16 protein-coding genes are annotated in these 14,903 nt (G+C 66.9%); 2 read left to right on the top strand and 14 right to left on the bottom strand.

Annotated elements, in window-relative coordinates:
- Nucleotides 1-215: 215 nt before the first annotated feature.
- The 7 genes from ehuA to AB0M65_RS25175 form a co-directional block, all read right to left on the bottom strand.
- Nucleotides 216-980 carry an ectoine/hydroxyectoine ABC transporter ATP-binding protein EhuA gene (gene ehuA / locus AB0M65_RS25205; protein WP_364032117.1) on the bottom strand — a complete coding sequence of 255 codons (765 nt, stop codon included), beginning with the start codon at nt 978-980 and terminating at the stop codon, nt 216-218.
- Between the two features lie 7 nt (nt 981-987).
- Entirely contained in the window at nt 988-1,644 is a 657-nt protein-coding gene (gene ehuD, locus AB0M65_RS25200) for an ectoine/hydroxyectoine ABC transporter permease subunit EhuD (RefSeq protein WP_364032111.1), read from the bottom strand.
- A complete protein-coding gene (ehuC, locus tag AB0M65_RS25195) occupies nt 1,644-2,339 on the bottom strand; it encodes an ectoine/hydroxyectoine ABC transporter permease subunit EhuC (RefSeq protein WP_364032108.1) in 696 nt (231 codons plus the stop codon). The genes ehuD and ehuC overlap by 1 nt, the downstream gene beginning before the upstream one ends.
- A gap of 13 nt (nt 2,340-2,352) precedes the next feature.
- Entirely contained in the window at nt 2,353-3,246 is an 894-nt protein-coding gene (gene ehuB / locus AB0M65_RS25190) for an ectoine/hydroxyectoine ABC transporter substrate-binding protein EhuB (RefSeq protein WP_364032105.1), read from the bottom strand.
- A gap of 118 nt (nt 3,247-3,364) precedes the next feature.
- Nucleotides 3,365-5,386, bottom strand: coding sequence for a protein meaA (locus tag AB0M65_RS25185; protein ID WP_364032102.1), 2,022 nt, complete (start codon nt 5,384-5,386; stop codon nt 3,365-3,367).
- Between the two features lie 141 nt (nt 5,387-5,527).
- Nucleotides 5,528-6,157 carry a hypothetical protein gene (locus AB0M65_RS25180; RefSeq protein WP_364032099.1) on the bottom strand — a complete coding sequence of 210 codons (630 nt, stop codon included), beginning with the start codon at nt 6,155-6,157 and terminating at the stop codon, nt 5,528-5,530.
- Between the two features lie 96 nt (nt 6,158-6,253).
- Nucleotides 6,254-6,814 carry a hypothetical protein gene (locus tag AB0M65_RS25175; RefSeq protein ID WP_364032096.1) on the bottom strand — a complete coding sequence of 187 codons (561 nt, stop codon included), beginning with the start codon at nt 6,812-6,814 and terminating at the stop codon, nt 6,254-6,256.
- A gap of 156 nt (nt 6,815-6,970) precedes the next feature.
- Here AB0M65_RS25175 and AB0M65_RS25170 point away from each other — a divergent pair, with 156 nt between their 5' ends.
- Nucleotides 6,971-7,597 carry a LysE family transporter gene (locus AB0M65_RS25170; protein ID WP_364032093.1) on the top strand — a complete coding sequence of 209 codons (627 nt, stop codon included), beginning with the start codon at nt 6,971-6,973 and terminating at the stop codon, nt 7,595-7,597.
- Nucleotides 7,598-7,611: 14 nt separating this feature from the next.
- Here the strand turns inward: AB0M65_RS25170 and murA are convergent, their stop codons facing one another.
- Nucleotides 7,612-8,886, bottom strand: coding sequence for a UDP-N-acetylglucosamine 1-carboxyvinyltransferase (murA, locus tag AB0M65_RS25165; RefSeq protein ID WP_364032090.1), 1,275 nt, complete (start codon nt 8,884-8,886; stop codon nt 7,612-7,614).
- Between the two features lie 61 nt (nt 8,887-8,947).
- Between murA and AB0M65_RS25160 the strand changes: the two genes are divergently transcribed.
- Nucleotides 8,948-9,520 carry a cob(I)yrinic acid a,c-diamide adenosyltransferase gene (locus AB0M65_RS25160; protein WP_364032087.1) on the top strand — a complete coding sequence of 191 codons (573 nt, stop codon included), beginning with the start codon at nt 8,948-8,950 and terminating at the stop codon, nt 9,518-9,520.
- A 68-nt stretch (nt 9,521-9,588) separates the two neighbouring features.
- Here the strand turns inward: AB0M65_RS25160 and AB0M65_RS25155 are convergent, their stop codons facing one another.
- From AB0M65_RS25155 to AB0M65_RS25130, 6 genes are all read right to left on the bottom strand, one after another.
- Entirely contained in the window at nt 9,589-9,741 is a 153-nt protein-coding gene (locus AB0M65_RS25155) for a hypothetical protein (protein ID WP_364032084.1), read from the bottom strand.
- Nucleotides 9,742-9,856: 115 nt separating this feature from the next.
- Nucleotides 9,857-11,092 carry a 3-phosphoshikimate 1-carboxyvinyltransferase gene (gene aroA / locus AB0M65_RS25150; RefSeq protein WP_364032081.1) on the bottom strand — a complete coding sequence of 412 codons (1,236 nt, stop codon included), beginning with the start codon at nt 11,090-11,092 and terminating at the stop codon, nt 9,857-9,859.
- Between the two features lie 369 nt (nt 11,093-11,461).
- Nucleotides 11,462-11,896 (bottom strand): DUF2550 domain-containing protein, encoded by a 435-nt coding sequence (locus tag AB0M65_RS25145; protein ID WP_364032078.1) that lies wholly within the window; start codon nt 11,894-11,896, stop codon nt 11,462-11,464.
- A 25-nt stretch (nt 11,897-11,921) separates the two neighbouring features.
- Entirely contained in the window at nt 11,922-12,287 is a 366-nt protein-coding gene (locus AB0M65_RS25140) for a F0F1 ATP synthase subunit epsilon (protein WP_364032075.1), read from the bottom strand.
- 114 nt (nt 12,288-12,401) lie between these two features.
- Nucleotides 12,402-13,829, bottom strand: coding sequence for a F0F1 ATP synthase subunit beta (gene atpD, locus AB0M65_RS25135; RefSeq protein WP_364032072.1), 1,428 nt, complete (start codon nt 13,827-13,829; stop codon nt 12,402-12,404).
- 133 nt (nt 13,830-13,962) lie between these two features.
- Entirely contained in the window at nt 13,963-14,901 is a 939-nt protein-coding gene (locus tag AB0M65_RS25130) for a F0F1 ATP synthase subunit gamma (RefSeq protein ID WP_364032069.1), read from the bottom strand.
- Between the last annotated feature and the right edge of the window lie 2 nt (nt 14,902-14,903).

Below are 14,903 nucleotides of genomic sequence, written 5' to 3'. Positions count from 1 at the left end.
TTGCGCCTAGCGCAAGGAAGGGGGCCTTCATGTACTGGGGAAGGTGTGAAGGTCGAGTTTCTTCGGCTGAGCCGAGGGAAGGGGTCCTTCACGCGCCGCCGTGGTGATTGGTGGTGCTGCTGGGGTCCTTCAAGGACCGGCCGCTACCCGGCACACCCGCCGTAGGTACCTAAAACACCCTTCGTTAGAACGACCCAAAACACTCACGAGGCCCCTCACGCCCGGTCGATCACGGCCTTGAGGAACCGTCGCGTCCGGTCGTGCTCGGGGGCACTGAACAGCTTGTCCGGCACCGCGTCCTCCAGCACCTGGCCCTGGTCGAACATCATCACGCGATCCGAAACGTCCCGTGCGAACTGCATTTCGTGGGTGACGCACAGGATCGTGATGTCCGTGGACGCCGCGATCTCGCGCAGCACACGCAGGACGTCGGCGACCAGTTCGGGGTCGAGTGCCGACGTGACCTCGTCCAGCAGCAGCACGTCCGGCCGCATCGCGAGCGCCCGTGCGATCGCGACGCGCTGCTGCTGGCCGCCGGAGAGCCGCGTCGGATGCTCGTTCTGCTTGTCCGTGAGCCCGACCATGTCCAGCAGGTCGACGGCTCGTGCTTCAGCCTCCTCGCGGGGGACGCCGAGCGAGTGGATCGGCGCCTCGGTGATGTTGCGCAGCACGTTCATGTTCGGGAACAGGTTGAACTGCTGGAACACCATGCCGATCCGCCTGCGCACGGCCCGCAGGTACCTCTCGTCCGCGGGCACCAATTCCCCACCGCGTTTCCGATGGCTCAGGTACTCGCCGCCGACTTCGATGGTGCCGCCGTCGACCCGTTCCAGGGTCATCAGCAGCCGCAGGATCGTCGTCTTCCCGGACCCGCTCGGCCCGATCAGCGAGACGAATTCCCCTGGCGCGACGCTGAAATCGAGGTCCCGCAGCACGACGTGGTCACCGTAGGACTTGACCACCTGCGAGAACCGGATCATCGGGGAATCAACTGTGGGCGGCACGTCGCTCCAACCTTCTCACCAGAATCGAAGCCGGCAGGCTCACCAGCAGGAACAGCACCCCGGCCAGGGTGTACGGCTCGATGACGCGGAACGTCTCGGCGCCGACCTCTTTCGCCCGGTTGAGCACGTCGAGGACGCCGATCCCCAGCAGCAACGGAGTTTCCTTGAACATCGAGATCGTGTAGTTGCCCAGCGCGGGCAGCACACGCGGGACCGCTTGCGGCAGGACGATCGCCGTCCACACCCGGGACCGGGGCAGGTTCAGCGCGGTCGCGGCCTCCCACTGTCCTTTCGGGACGGCTTCGATCCCGGCCCGGTACACCTCGGCGGCGTAAGTCGCGTAGTGCACGCCGAGTGCCACCACACCGGTGAGGAAGGCCGACATCGTGAACCCCGTCAGCGGCGGGACCAGGTAGTAGATCGCGAACACCTGGATCAGCAACGGGGTGCTGCGGACGAACTCGATGAACAGCCAGACCGCCCGCGACAGCACCGGGATCTCCGCGCGCCGGACCAGCGCGAACACCAGGCCGAGCAGGTAGCCGACCACCGAGGCGAGCAGTGTGATCTCGACGGTGACGAGCAAACCCTTCAGCAGCAAGGGAATCGAATCGAAGGCCGCTTCCCAGCTCCAGCCCATCAGACACCCCCCGCCGTGGCCGTCATCTTGGCGGGCGTTCTGCCGAGCCGCCGCGACGCGAGCCGTTCCAGCACCCGCATCCCAGTGGTGATCACCAGCGCGAGCAGGAGATACAGCACAAGTTCCGTGCCGTAGATCCAGCCGATCTCCGCACCGAAGACCGGCCGCAGCAGTTCACCCTGGCGCGCCATCTCCGGAACGGCGATGAACGAAAGCAAGGCGGTGCTCTTCAGTAACTGGATGAACAGGTTGTTGAACGGTGGCAGCATTTCCGCGAACGCCTGCGGCAGGATCACCCGCCGCATCCGCTGGGCGGAAGTCAGATTGAGCGCGACGGCTCCCTCGAATTGCGCACGCGGCACGGAGTTCACCGCACCGCGGACGATCTCGGCGCCGTAGGCACCGTGGTTGAGCCCCAGCACCAGGATCCCGGCGAACATCGGCAGCAGCTGGAAACCGACCAGCACCGGCAGCACGAAGTACAGCCAGAACAGCTGGACGACCTCCGAGGTACCGCGGAAAATCTCGACGTAGACGCGGGAAACCCCCCGCACCACCCGCGACGGCGATCTCAGCGCGAGTCCCGCGATCAGCGAGAGCACCACGGTGAGCGCGATCCCGCCGAGTGCGGCGGTGACGGTCGCGGTCAGTCCACTGAGGACGGACGTGATGATATGCGAAACCGACGACGACATGACGTCCGCCCCACTACACCCCGCAGAGTTTCTCGGTGGTGACCTCGGCCTTCGGCAGGTTCGCCGCCGAGAACCCGAACGGCGTCACGATCCGGGTCCAGTCCCCGCTGTCGTGCAACTTCTTCAGTTCGGTGTTGAACGCCTCGCGCAGCGGGTTGTCGTCCCTGCGGAAGACGAAAGCGCCGGCGGACAGGACCGGCTGCCCGCCCTTGACCGGGTCGAAACCGGGGGTCACTTCGGCCGCCGCTCCCGGATTCTTCAGCAGCACGTCCTTGAGGGAGATGTCGGTGAGCGCCGCGCAGTAGACCCGGCCGTCGGTGACCGCCCGGAGCATGTTGTCCTGCGAGTCCAGGGTGACGATCTGGTCCTCGGCGACCCCGGAATCGGTGGCGTAGCCCTTCTCGACGGCGGCCGAGAGCACCGCGACCTTGACCTTCTTGGCGGCGATGTCCTCGAACTTCACGACCTGCTGCGGATTTCCCTTCGGCACCAGCAACGCGGTCAGCGCCGAATAGTCCGGAATCGAGAACGCGGCGGCGTCGCACCGTTCCTTCTTGATGTTCATCCCGGCCGCGACGACGTCGTACTGCCTGGCGTTGAGCGCGGGGATCAGCTGGTCGAAGGAAACCGCACTGGCTTCGACATTGTCGATGCCCATCGCCTTGAAGACGGCTCGCGCCACCTCGGGCGCCTCTCCGGTCACCTTGCCTGACTGATCCGTGAAACCGTAGGGAGATTCGTTCGCGATACCGATCTTGATCTTCTTTGAGTCCTTGGCTGCCTGCAGTGCGTCTCCGGACGAGGTCGACGTGCACGCGGACAACAACACCGGACCGCCGATCGTCACCGCCCCCAGAACCGCGGACCGCCGGAGGAAATCTCGCCTCGACCACTCGCCGTGCGCCATAGCCGCACCCCTTTTCGATTAATCGGTTTAATCGAAACGTAGGTGGGTACCTTTGCCCCGGCAATGTGAGTGGCTCCCCCACCAGCCCGCCGTTACGGTACCGAGATTTACGGTGACTTTACGTGCTCAGGCCGTGGCGCTCGCGCACCAATCCGACAATTCCGTCCATGATGTCGGTGAGTTCGTAGTCCTTGGGCGTGAAGACACGGGCGATCCCGCGTTCCAGCAGCAGCTTTTCGTCGTCAGGCGGGATGATGCCGCCGACGATGACCGGGATGTCGCCCGCACCCGCCCCACGCAACCCGTCCACCACCTGCGGGACGACCTCCAGATGCGAGCCGGAAAGCACCGAAAGCCCGACCACGTGCACGCCCTCCTGGACGGCGGCCGCGACGATCTGCTCCGGGGTCAGCCGGATGCCCTGATACACCACCTCGAACCCGACGTCGCGTGCCCGCACGGCCACCTGCTCGGCGCCGTTGGAATGCCCGTCGAGGCCGGGTTTGCCGACCAGGATCCGCAGCCGCTCGCCGAGCTCGGTGTTCGTCGCCTTGACCCGATCGCGGACGCGGCGGAGTTCCTCGTTGCCCTCGCTCGCCGCCGCGGACGCGGAAACCCCGGTGGGGGCGCGGTATTCGCCGAACACCTCGCGCAGCGCGTCCGACCATTCCCCGGTGGTGACCCCGGCGCGAGCACAGTCGATCGTGGCCTCGAACAGGTTGTCCGACGTCTTCGCGATGGCCTTCAGCTTCTCCAGCGAAGACTCGGCGGCCGCGTTGTCGCGGCGCGCCCGCCATTCCTCGATCGCGCTGACGGCTTGTTTCTCGACGGCCGGGTCGATGGTCTCGATCGCCTTGGCGCCTTCGGCTTGCAGCGGCGAGGGTTCGGTGGTCTCGAACTTGTTGACCCCGACCAGTATCCGCTCGCCGTTCTCCATGCCACGCCGCAACTCCGCCAGCGACGCGACGAGTTGCGACTTCATGTAGCCGCTTTCGACGGCCGCGACGGCGCCGCCGACGTCCTGCACCCGCGCGATTTCTTCCCGCGCGCCGGCCATGATCTCGTCGACCTTGGCCTGGATGACGTGCGAGCCGTCGAAGATGTCCTCGTACTCCAGCAGGTCGGTCTCGAAAGCCAGCACCTGCTGCATCCGCAGCGCCCACTGCTGGTCCCACGGGCGGGGCAGGCCGAGCGCCTCGTTCCACGCCGGCAACTGGATCGCGCGGGCCCTGGCACCGCGGGAAAGCGAAACCGCGAGCATCTCCAGCACGATGCGCTGGACGTTGTTCTCCGGCTGGGCCTCCGTCAGGCCCAGCGAGTTGACCTGCACGCCGTAGCGCAGCCTCCGCGCCTTCGCATCCGTTACGCCGTAACGGTCCTTGGTGATCTCGTCCCACAGCGCGGTGAACGCGCGCATTTTGGACATCTCTTCGACGAAACGCACGCCGGCGTTGACGAAGAACGAGATCCGCGCGACCACCTTGGCCATGTCGGCCTGCTCGACCTGCCCGGAATCCCGGACGGCGTCGAGGACGGCGATGGCGGTGCACAGTGCGTACGCGACCTCCTGCGTCGGCGTCGCACCGGCTTCCTGCAGGTGGTAGCTGCAGATGTTGATCGGATTCCACTTCGGCACGTGGTGCACCGTCCACGCGATCATGTCGGTGATCAGGCGGAGGCTCGGACCCGGCGGGAAGATGTAGGTACCTCGGGAGAGGTACTCCTTGATGATGTCGTTCTGCGTGGTGCCGGTGAGCTTGGCCAGCACCTCGTCGACGTCGCGGCCCTCGGTTTCGGCCTGCTCGCGTGCCACGGAGACGTAGAGCGCCAGCAGCCACATGGCCGGTGCGTTGATCGTCATCGACGTGTTGGCCTCGGCGAGCGGGATGCCGTCGAAGAGCCGCCGCATGTCGCCGATATGCGAGACCGGGACACCGACCTTGCCGACCTCACCCTTGGAGAGCTGGTGATCCGGGTCGTAGCCGGTCTGCGTCGGCAGGTCGAACGCGACGGAGAGGCCCGTCTGACCCTTGGCGAGGTTCCGCCGGTAGAGCTCGTTGGACGCGGCCGCGGACGAGTGACCGGCATAGGTCCGCATCACCCAGGGGCGGTCCCGTTCACGATCCGTGGGATAGGGCACGGTGCACCTCCGGCGCTGGACGACCGCCTGAGTGTACCGGCCGGTAACATCGGCCGCGCAGTTGAATCGAACACAGTCGGGTCATTCTCGGCCAGGAAAGTGCCCAGGTCTCGTGGGTGACAGGAGACCTGGGCACCGGTATCAGACGACTTCGAGGCCGATACGGAATCCGTCCGGGTCGAAGGAGTCGGCGTCCAGCGCGAAGCCGCTGCGGCCGCCGCCCTGGCTCGCCCAGCGGGTGAACGCGGGCACGCCGTCGGGCTCGCCGCGGTCGACCGCCAGGATGGACAGGCGCAGATCGCTGATCTGGGCCCCCGGCGGCAGCGGCCGCGTTTCCAGGAACAACCGGTACTGATCGGGGTCGAAGGAATTGCTGTCGGTGATGGTGTCGGTCGAGCCGCCACCCTGGCTGGCCCAGGGTGTGTAGGTGGCGGGGCCGATTTCCCGGCCGCCGCGGTCGTTGGCCTGCCCGCCGATCCGGAAGTCGACCTGACCCAGCACGCCGCCGCCGAACGCGGGGTCGAGGTTGATCCGGGCTCCGTCCGGATCGAAGTTGTTGCTGTCCCCGGCCCACGGCGACACGCTGGTGCCGAAGTTCACGAACCCGGTGAACTGCTCGACACCGAAGCCGCTCCGGCCGCCGTTGTCGGCGAACTGGATGCCGACCCTGAAGTTGGGCGGCGGCGCCGCCTCCGCCATCCCCGGTGCCACGGTCAGGGACAGGCCGCCGGTGACCAGCAGGATGCCCAGTTTGCCCATGATCTCGCGCATGCGTTTCTCCTGTTCGAAAAGCCGCGTTTCCGCGCTGACCAGGAGAGACTCACATCCGGCACCACCGGGAGATGTTGTGGAAGCGTTGTGGCCGGTTCAGTCTTCCGGCGTCTGCCGCGCTCGTGCCTCGTCGACGGCTTTCGCGAGCTTCTCGCGAACCTTGCCCACCTCACTGACCCCGACCAGGATGACCGGCACCTTGCGGTCCTTCCCCGAACCGGCACCGAAGTTCGCCGACGCCCAGGCGAGTACGCCGAGCCTGCCGAACGTGATCGTCCCGGTTTTGCCGGGGCCGGGGGTGACGACGGGGTCGTCCAGCTCCGCCAGTAGCGCGGACTCCTCCTTGCGGCCCACCAGTGAACTGGTCGCGATGACCCTGCCGTCCGTCACCGCGTAGGTGGTCGACGCGAGCCTGAGACAGCGGATGAGCGGCCTGCCGACGAGATGGAACACGCCCGCGACGGTGAGCACGACCCATGCGGCCAACTGGAACGCGGTGTCGTGGTGGTAGAAGAAGAACAGGGTGACGCCGCCCAGCCAAAGCAGGCCGAAGGGGACGTTGAACCGGTCACCGGGATTGAAGAGGGGCCTGCGTACCGGCTGCCCGGCCCAGATGACCCGTTCGCCAGGAAGGAGGTCGATCTGCCCCTCGTGCATGCCAAGGCACACTACCCGTCGGCGAGGCCCGCGACAGTGGCCGATCGTCGGCCGCCGAATGCGCGGCCCGGCACGACAGCACCCGCGACTGTGACTCCGCAACTGTGACCGAAATCCGCAGGACTCACCAGCGTGCGACGTCTAGCGTTGGCAACCGTGACGTGGAGTTCGTACAGCAGCTATCTGCTCATCGTCGTCCTGATCGTACTGGCCCCAGGGCCGGACACGATGGTGATGCTCAAGAACTCGCTGTCCGGCGGCACCCGCGGCGGATTCCTGGCCACGGTGGGGATCTTCGCGGGCAGCGCCGTCCAGGGCACCGCCGCCGCACTCGGTCTCGGCGTCGTCATCGCGCAGTCGCAGCCGGTGTTCGTGACGCTCAAATGGCTCGGCGCCGCATACCTGGTCTTCCTCGGTTTCCAGGCGCTGCGTGGCGCGTGGCGGGGCGACTACTCCGGCGTCGCCGCGGTGAAACACCAGAAGGCGAGCGGCTTCCGGCGCTTCCGTGAAGGCTTCCTCTCCAACATCACGAATCCGAAGATCCTCGTGCTGTACCTGTCGGTGCTGCCGCAGTTTCTCAACCCCGCGACGACGTCGACGTGGGACGCGCTGGTGCTCGCCTACACCGTCGCCGTGCTCGGTTCGCTGTGGCTGATGGTGCTGCTGTTCTTCGTGCACCGCGTGCGGACCTGGCTCGAACGACGCAAGGTTCGCCGCGCGCTCGACGGCGTCACCGGAACCGCTCTTGTCGGTTTCGGCACGGCCTTGGCGCTCGAATCATGACCCGTGCTTGAAGGTCAGGCCCGTTCGGGCTCACCCGAAACGCGCTCGATGCGGGCACCGAGCCGGTTCAGGTTCTCCACGAAATGCGGGTAGCCGCGGTCGATGTGGAAGACGTCCCAGACCTCGGTGACGCTGTCCGCGCACAGCCCGGCCAGCACCAGCCCGGCGCCGGCGCGGATGTCCGCGGCCCACACCGGCGCGCTGGAGAGCCGCTCCACGCCGCGGACGACGGCGTGGTGCCCGTCGGTGCGCGCGTCACCGGAAAGCCGCATCATCTCTTCGATGAACCGGAACCGCGCCTCGTAGATGTTCTCCGTGATCATCGAGGTGCCCTCGGACACGGCCGACAACGCCACCGCGAACGGCTGCAGGTCGGTCGCGAAACCGGGGTACGGCAGGGTCACCCAGTCGACGGCCTTCGGGCGCTCCTTCTGGATGATGCGGAAACCCTTGTCGCCGAACGTTTCGACCTCGGCACCGGCCAGGCCGAGCTTGTCGAGGACCAGGTCGAGATAGTGCGGGTTGACGCCGCGCACGGTCAGGTCGCCCCGGGTCATCGCGGCGGCGAACGCCCAGGTCGCGCCCACGATCCGGTCGCCGATCACGCGGTGCTCGGTGGGACGCAGCTTCTCGACGCCCTCGACGGTGAGGGTCGAGGTGCCCGCGCCTTCGACCTTCGCGCCCATCTCGGCGAGCATCGTGCAGATGTCGACGATCTCGGGTTCGCGCGCGGCGTTGTCGATGACCGTGGTGCCCTCAGCGAGCACAGCGGCCATCAGGATGTTCTCGGTGGCGCCGACACTCGGGAAGTCCAGCCAGATCTGCGCGCCACGCAGGCCGTCGGCCTTCGCCACGACGCAGCCGTGCTCGATGGTGCTGGTGGCACCCAGTTTGCGGAGGCCGTTCTGGTGCATGTCGAGCGGCCGGGAGCCGATCGCGTCGCCACCCGGCAGCGCGACGACGGCCTGCTTGAGGCGTCCGACCAGCGGGCCCAGCACGCAGACCGACGCACGCAGCTTGCCCATCGCGGCCGAGTCGGCCCGGTGCGAAAGTTCGGCCGGGGTGGTGATCTTCGCGGTGTCGCCGTCGATGACGACGTCGCAACCGACGCTGCGGAGGACGTCACCCATCAGCGGGACGTCCAAAATCTGGGGGCAGTTCGTGATGGTGGTCGTGCCCTCGGCCAGCAGGGCCGCGGCCATCAGTTTCAGGACACTGTTCTTCGCCCCGACCACGTCGACCTCGCCGACCAGCCGTGCTCCGCCGTGCACGTCGAAGTGCTCACTCATGGGCGCCAATCATGCCCTCTCGCCCGGATTTGCCTTACGCCGGGCCGGTACAGTCGGGTTCATGGTCGTTCGCATCAACCGCGTTTACACGAAGGTCGGCGACAACGGCACCACGGCACTCGGCGACGGCTCCCGCGTGCCGAAGACGTCGCCGCGGCTGGGCGCGTACGCCGACGTCGACGAAGCCAACTCGGTCATCGGGCTCGCCCTCGCGATGGGTGGTCTCTCCGGGGAAATCACCCAGGTCCTGCGGGGGGTGCAGAACGATCTTTTCGACGTCGGCGCGGATCTGTGCTCGCCGATCGTCGAAAACCCGCCGTACGAACCACTTCGCATCACCGAGCGCTACATCGAGCGGCTCGAAGGCTGGTGCGACGAGTTCAACGAGCGCGTACCGAAGCTGACGTCGTTCATCCTGCCGGGTGGTACCCCGGGGGCGGCGTTCCTGCACCAGGCCCGCACGGTTTCGCGGCGGGCGGAGCGCTCCGGCTGGGTGCTCTACGAAGCCGAGCCGTCGACGACGAACCAGCTCGCGCTGAAGTACCTGAACCGGCTCTCGGACCTGTTGTTCATCCTGTCGCGGCTCGCGAACCCGGACGGCGACATCCTGTGGCAGCCGGGTGGCGCCTCCTGACGACGCAATTCGGCACCTGGTCGCGATAGTCGCGCGGCCAGGTGCCGAATGGTGTGAAGGGGTGGAGCTCAGCCGTGTTCCTGTGCCGCCCCATAACGCTCGAGGTCGACGTCGGGCGTGCCGTCTTTGCCCGGGTCGATCGCCTTCATCGTGATCGTGTCCTCCAGGGACGCGGACTCGGGAAGGTGGCTCCAGCGGTTCGTGTCCTCGCTCTGAGTCATACGCCGAGAATAGACGTGGATCACGTTCGGAGCCCGGTAGAAATGCCGGTCCGGAAGATCTCATGTTCGCTTCGCTTCCGACCGCGCAACTAGAGGACTAATTGCGGCAGAGAAGTCAGAGCCCCCAGGAAGCGCGCAGCGCGGCGAGGGCGTCATGGAACCCGGGGAAGGTCTTCTTCACGCAACCCGGGTCGTCCAGCGTGATCCCCGGCGTACGGAGCCCGGTGACGCTGAACGCCATCGCGATCCGGTGGTCACGACGGCACTTCACCAGCGCACCCGTCGGCACCGAAGGCCGGATTTCGATCCAGTCCCGCCCGGTCTCCACCGGGACACCCATCGCGCGCAGGTTCTCCTCGCATGCCGCGAGCCGGTCACATTCCTTGATCCGCGTGTTGTAGACGTCCTCGATCCGCACCGGCCCGTCCGCGAACGGCGCGATGGCCGCGAGCGTCGGCACGGTGTCGGAGATGTCGCGCATGTTCACCGTGACGCCGCGCAGCCCGCCCGTCCCGGTCACGGTCACCGCGTCCGCGCCCACCTCGACGTCCGCCCCCATCTGTCGCAGGACTTCGACGAACCCCAGGTCACCTTGCAACGCCTCGGCCGAAAGCCCCGGGATCGTCACCGAGCGCCCGGTCAAGGCCGCCGCGGCGAAGAAGTAGCTCGACGTCGACGCGTCGGGCTCGATCTCGTAGTGGCAAGCCCGGTACGGCGACGGCGGCACGATGAACGTGTCACCCTCCCGGACGACCTCGACGCCGAAACGCCGCATCATCGCGATGGTGATCTCGACATAGGGCACCGACACGAGGTCGGTGACGGTGATCCGCAGTCCCTCCGCGGTCAGCGGCCCGACCAGCAGCAACGCGGTCAGGAACTGCGACGACAGGCCCGCGTCCAGCGTCAGGTCGCCGCCCTTGATCCCGGCGGCCCGCACCACCAGCGGATGGTGACCCGGCGAACCTTCGAAGGTGAGGTCGACGCCCAATTCCAGCAGCGCGTCGGTCAGCGGGCCCAGCGGCCGCGAGCGCATCTGCTCGGAGGCGTCGAAGCGGAAGGTCCCGTGCCCGGCGGCGGCCAGGGCGGGGAGGAAGCGCGCGGTGGTGGCGCCATCGCGGCAGAAGACGTCGGCGCTGTCGGCGGCGGGGCCTTCGGGACGCCCCGAGATCGTCCACTCGTCGGGGGCACGAGAGACCTGATAGCCGAGTTTGAGCAGGCCTTCGGCGAAGCCCTCGGAGTCGTCCGAACGCAGCGGCCTGCTCAGCACGGTCGTACCGTGGGCGGCGGCCGCGAGGAACAGGCCTCGGGCGGTGATCGACTTCGAGCCCGGGATGTCGACGGTGGTCACGGCGCGAGCATACGACGTGCCCGAACGGCGAGCTCGCGTGCTCAGACGCGGGACTCGCGTGCTTGGGGGCGGAACTCGCGTGCCTGAACACGGAACTCGCGTGCCTAAAGACGGAACTCACGTGCTTGAGGGCGTAACTCGCGTGCCTGAACACGCAACTCGCGTGCCTGAAAGCGTGACTCGCGTGCTCAGACACGGAACTCACGTGCCTAAAGACGGAACTCGCGTGCTTGAGGGCGTAACTCGCGTGCCTGAACACGCAACTCGCGTGCCTGAACACGCAACTCGCGTGCCTGAACACGCAACTCGCGTGCCTGAATACGCAACTCGCGTGCTTGGGGGCGTAACTTGCGTGCTTGGGGGCGTAACTCAGGAAGCGCGCGGGAGGCGGCGGCCGGGTGGGGCTGATTCGAGCCACGAGAGGAAGCCGGTGAGGGCACCGGGGCCCATCGCGATCTCGATCGCCTCCTGCGTGGCGGACTCACATCGCAGGACGATCGAACCGTCGGGGACGGCGTACGCCTCCGTGCCGGACGGATCGCGCCGGTCCGCGATCTCCATACTCGCCCGCTGGAAGACCCGGTCCGGGCCGGTCCTCAGGCTCCACACCCGGAACCAGACGAACTCGTCGCCCTCGTAGCGGCCCAGCCCCAGATGCCAGCTGGACCGCGCTTCGTCCGGACGCCACCGCAGCGCGACACTCACGCCACCACCGCGGCGCATCCGGACCCACCGCAACGAATACCAGGCCGCGACTACGGCCAGGATGGTCAGGGCCCCGAGAATACCCACGGCGATTTCCACGGCCCGGCCCCTGCCCGATTCCCGGTCAGACCGACTGACCGGCCGCGCGAAGCTGGGCGGTTGCCCGAGCTCGCTCTTGCTCGTCTTCGCCGCTCAACGCCTTCTTGGCCGCATCGACGTCGATCTCGTCCGAAAGCTCTGCGCTCTCGGCGAGGATGCTCACGCCGGTCGCGGTGACCGACAGGAAACCGCCGTGCACCGCGGCGGTCACGATCTCGCCGTCGGTGGTGGTCACCTTCACGACGCCACCCTCGACGAGCTGGCCGAGTACAGGCTCGTGACCGGCCATGATGCCGATCTCGCCCTCGGTGGTCTGTGCCACCACGAACGTGGCGGTACCGGACCAGAGACGACGCTCGACGGCTACCAGCTCGACAGAAATCTCAGCCACGTAGCTTCCCTTCACCTCAGGTGCTGGCACCGAGTGTAATAGTCAAACTTCCCAGTATGCGAACGACGGGACCAGCGTCCACAGTAGACACTGATCCCGCCGCTCATCGGAACATCACTTCTTGGTGATTTCCTTGTACTTCTTCTCGAGGTCTTCGAGGCCACCGATACCCAGGAACGCCTGCTCCGGGTAGTGGTCGAAGTCGCCCTTGGTGATGCGGTCGAAGGACTCGATGGTCTCCGACAGCGGCACGGTCGAACCCGGGATGTTCGTGAACGCCTCGGCGACCAGCATGTTCTGCGACAGGAACCGCTCGATGCGGCGCGCGCGCTGAACGGTGAGCTTGTCCTCTTCCGAGAGCTCGTCCATCCCGAGGATCGCGATGATGTCCTGCAGTTCCTTGTACTTCTGCAGGATCCGGATGACCTCGGAGGCCACCCGGTAGTGGTCCTCACCGACGATGGCCGGGTCGAGGATCGTCGACGTCGACGCCAGCGGGTCCACCGCCGGGAAGATGCCCTTCTGGAAGACGCCACGCGAAAGCTCCGTGGTGGCGTCCAGGTGGGCGAACGTCGCGGCCGGGGCCGGGTCGGTGTAGTCGTCCGCGGGGACGTAGATCGCCTGCATCGAGGTGATCGAACGACCACGGGTCGAGGTGATCCGCTCCTGGAGCTGACCCATCTCGTCGGCCAGCGTCGGCTGGTAACCCACGGCCGAAGGCATGCGGCCCAGCAGGGTCGACACCTCGGAACCGGCCTGGGTGAACCGGAAGATGTTGTCGATGAAGAGCAGCACGTCCTGGTTCTGCACATCGCGGAAGTACTCCGCCATGGTCAGCGCGGACAGCGCGACCCGCATACGCGTGCCGGGCGGCTCGTCCATCTGGCCGAAGACGAGGGCGGTGTCGTTGATGACGCCGTCCTCGGACATCTCCAGGAACAGGTCGTTGCCCTCGCGGGTGCGCTCGCCGACACCGGCGAACACCGAGGTACCACCGAAGTTCCGGGCGACACGGGTGATCATCTCCTTGATGAGCACCGTCTTGCCGACGCCGGCCCCGCCGAACAGGCCGATCTTGCCGCCCTCGACGTACGGGGTCAGCAGGTCGACGACCTTGAGGCCGGTCTCCAGCATCTTCGTCTTGCCTTCGAGCTGGTCGAAGGAAGGCGGGTTGCGGTGGATGCCCCAGCGCTCGAGGTCGTCGCCGTAGCCGGGCTCGTCGAGGCACTCGCCGAGCGCGTTGTAGACGTGGCCCTTGACCTTGTCGCCGACCGGGACCGTGATGGGGCCGCCGGTGTCGGTGACCTCGGCACCACGCACCAAGCCGTCCTGCGGCTGGAGCGAAATGGTGCGGACGAGGTTGTCACCGAGGTGACCGGCGACCTCGAGGGTCACCGTCTTGCGCAGCTGCTCGAACTCGATCTCGACCTTGAGCGCGTTGAACTGATTGGGCACGGCACCGCGCGGGAACTCGACGTCGACGACCGGCCCGGTCACCGACACGATGCGCCCCTTGGCACGCGGGGTTTCAGTACTGGTCATCAATCATCACTTCCGTGTTCATCCGAGCGCGCGGCCGGGTTCGCGTCGACGGACCTCCGGCCCGCCTCCCCCAACCCGAGGCCTTCGGCCGAAAGCGCGCCGTGCGGTCCATTCATTCGGTAAGACTTCACGATCACTCGTCCCCAGCCGCACCGGTGAGCGCGTTCGCGCCACCGACGATTTCGGAGATCTCCTGGGTGATCTGCGCCTGACGGGCCTGGTTCATCTCCCGCGTGAGCGTGCCAACCAGATCGTTCGCGTTGTCCGACGCGGCCTTCATCGCGGTACGGCGCGCGGCGAGTTCGGACGCGGCCGACTCGAGCATCGCCGCGAAGATCCGCGTGTTGATGTACTTCGGCAGCAACGCGGCGAGCAGCTTTTCGGCGTTGGGCTCGAACTCGTAGCTCGAGACCAGGCCTTCGGGCTTCTCCTCGTCGCCCTCGGTGTACTCGACCTCGAGCGGCGCGACGCGTTTGGCGACCGGGCGCTGGGTGAGCATCGAGACGAACTCGGTGTAGACGACGTGGATCTCGTCGACACCGAGGATGCCGTCGGCGTTACCGGCCTCGTCGTCGGCGCCGTTCAGGAACGACTCGACGATGAGCTCACCGGCACCCGTGGCGTTGACGTAACCGGGCTGGTCGGAGAACCCCGTCCAGCTTTCCGCCACCTCGCGGCCGCGGAACCGGTAGTAGCTCAAGCCCTTGTTGCCGGTCACGTACAGCACCGGCTCCTTGCCCTGCTTACGCAGCAGCGTGAGGAGCTCCTCGGTCGCCTTCAGCACGTTGGAGTTGTACCCACCGCACTGGCCCTTGTCGCTGGTGATCACGAGGACCGCCGCGCGCTTCGGCTCGGCTCGCTCCACCAACAAGGGGTGGTCGAGGTTGGCCGAAGCGCTGGCCAACGCGGAGAGCACGTTCGTGATCTCGTCCGCGTAGGGCCGCGACGCCGCGACCTTCGCCCGCGCCTTGGTGATGCGCGCGGTGGCGATGAGCTCCATCGCCTTGGTGATCTTGCCGATGGACTTGGTCGCCTTGATACGCGACCGGAGTTCTCGGAGTTGTGCGGCCATGA

Origin of the sequence: Amycolatopsis sp. NPDC051071 (genome assembly GCF_040682875.1) — a bacterium.
Lineage (GTDB): Bacteria > Actinomycetota > Actinomycetes > Mycobacteriales > Pseudonocardiaceae > Amycolatopsis.
The sequence above is the reverse complement of the archived record's forward strand: the minus strand, read 5'-3'. Positions and strand labels throughout refer to the sequence as shown.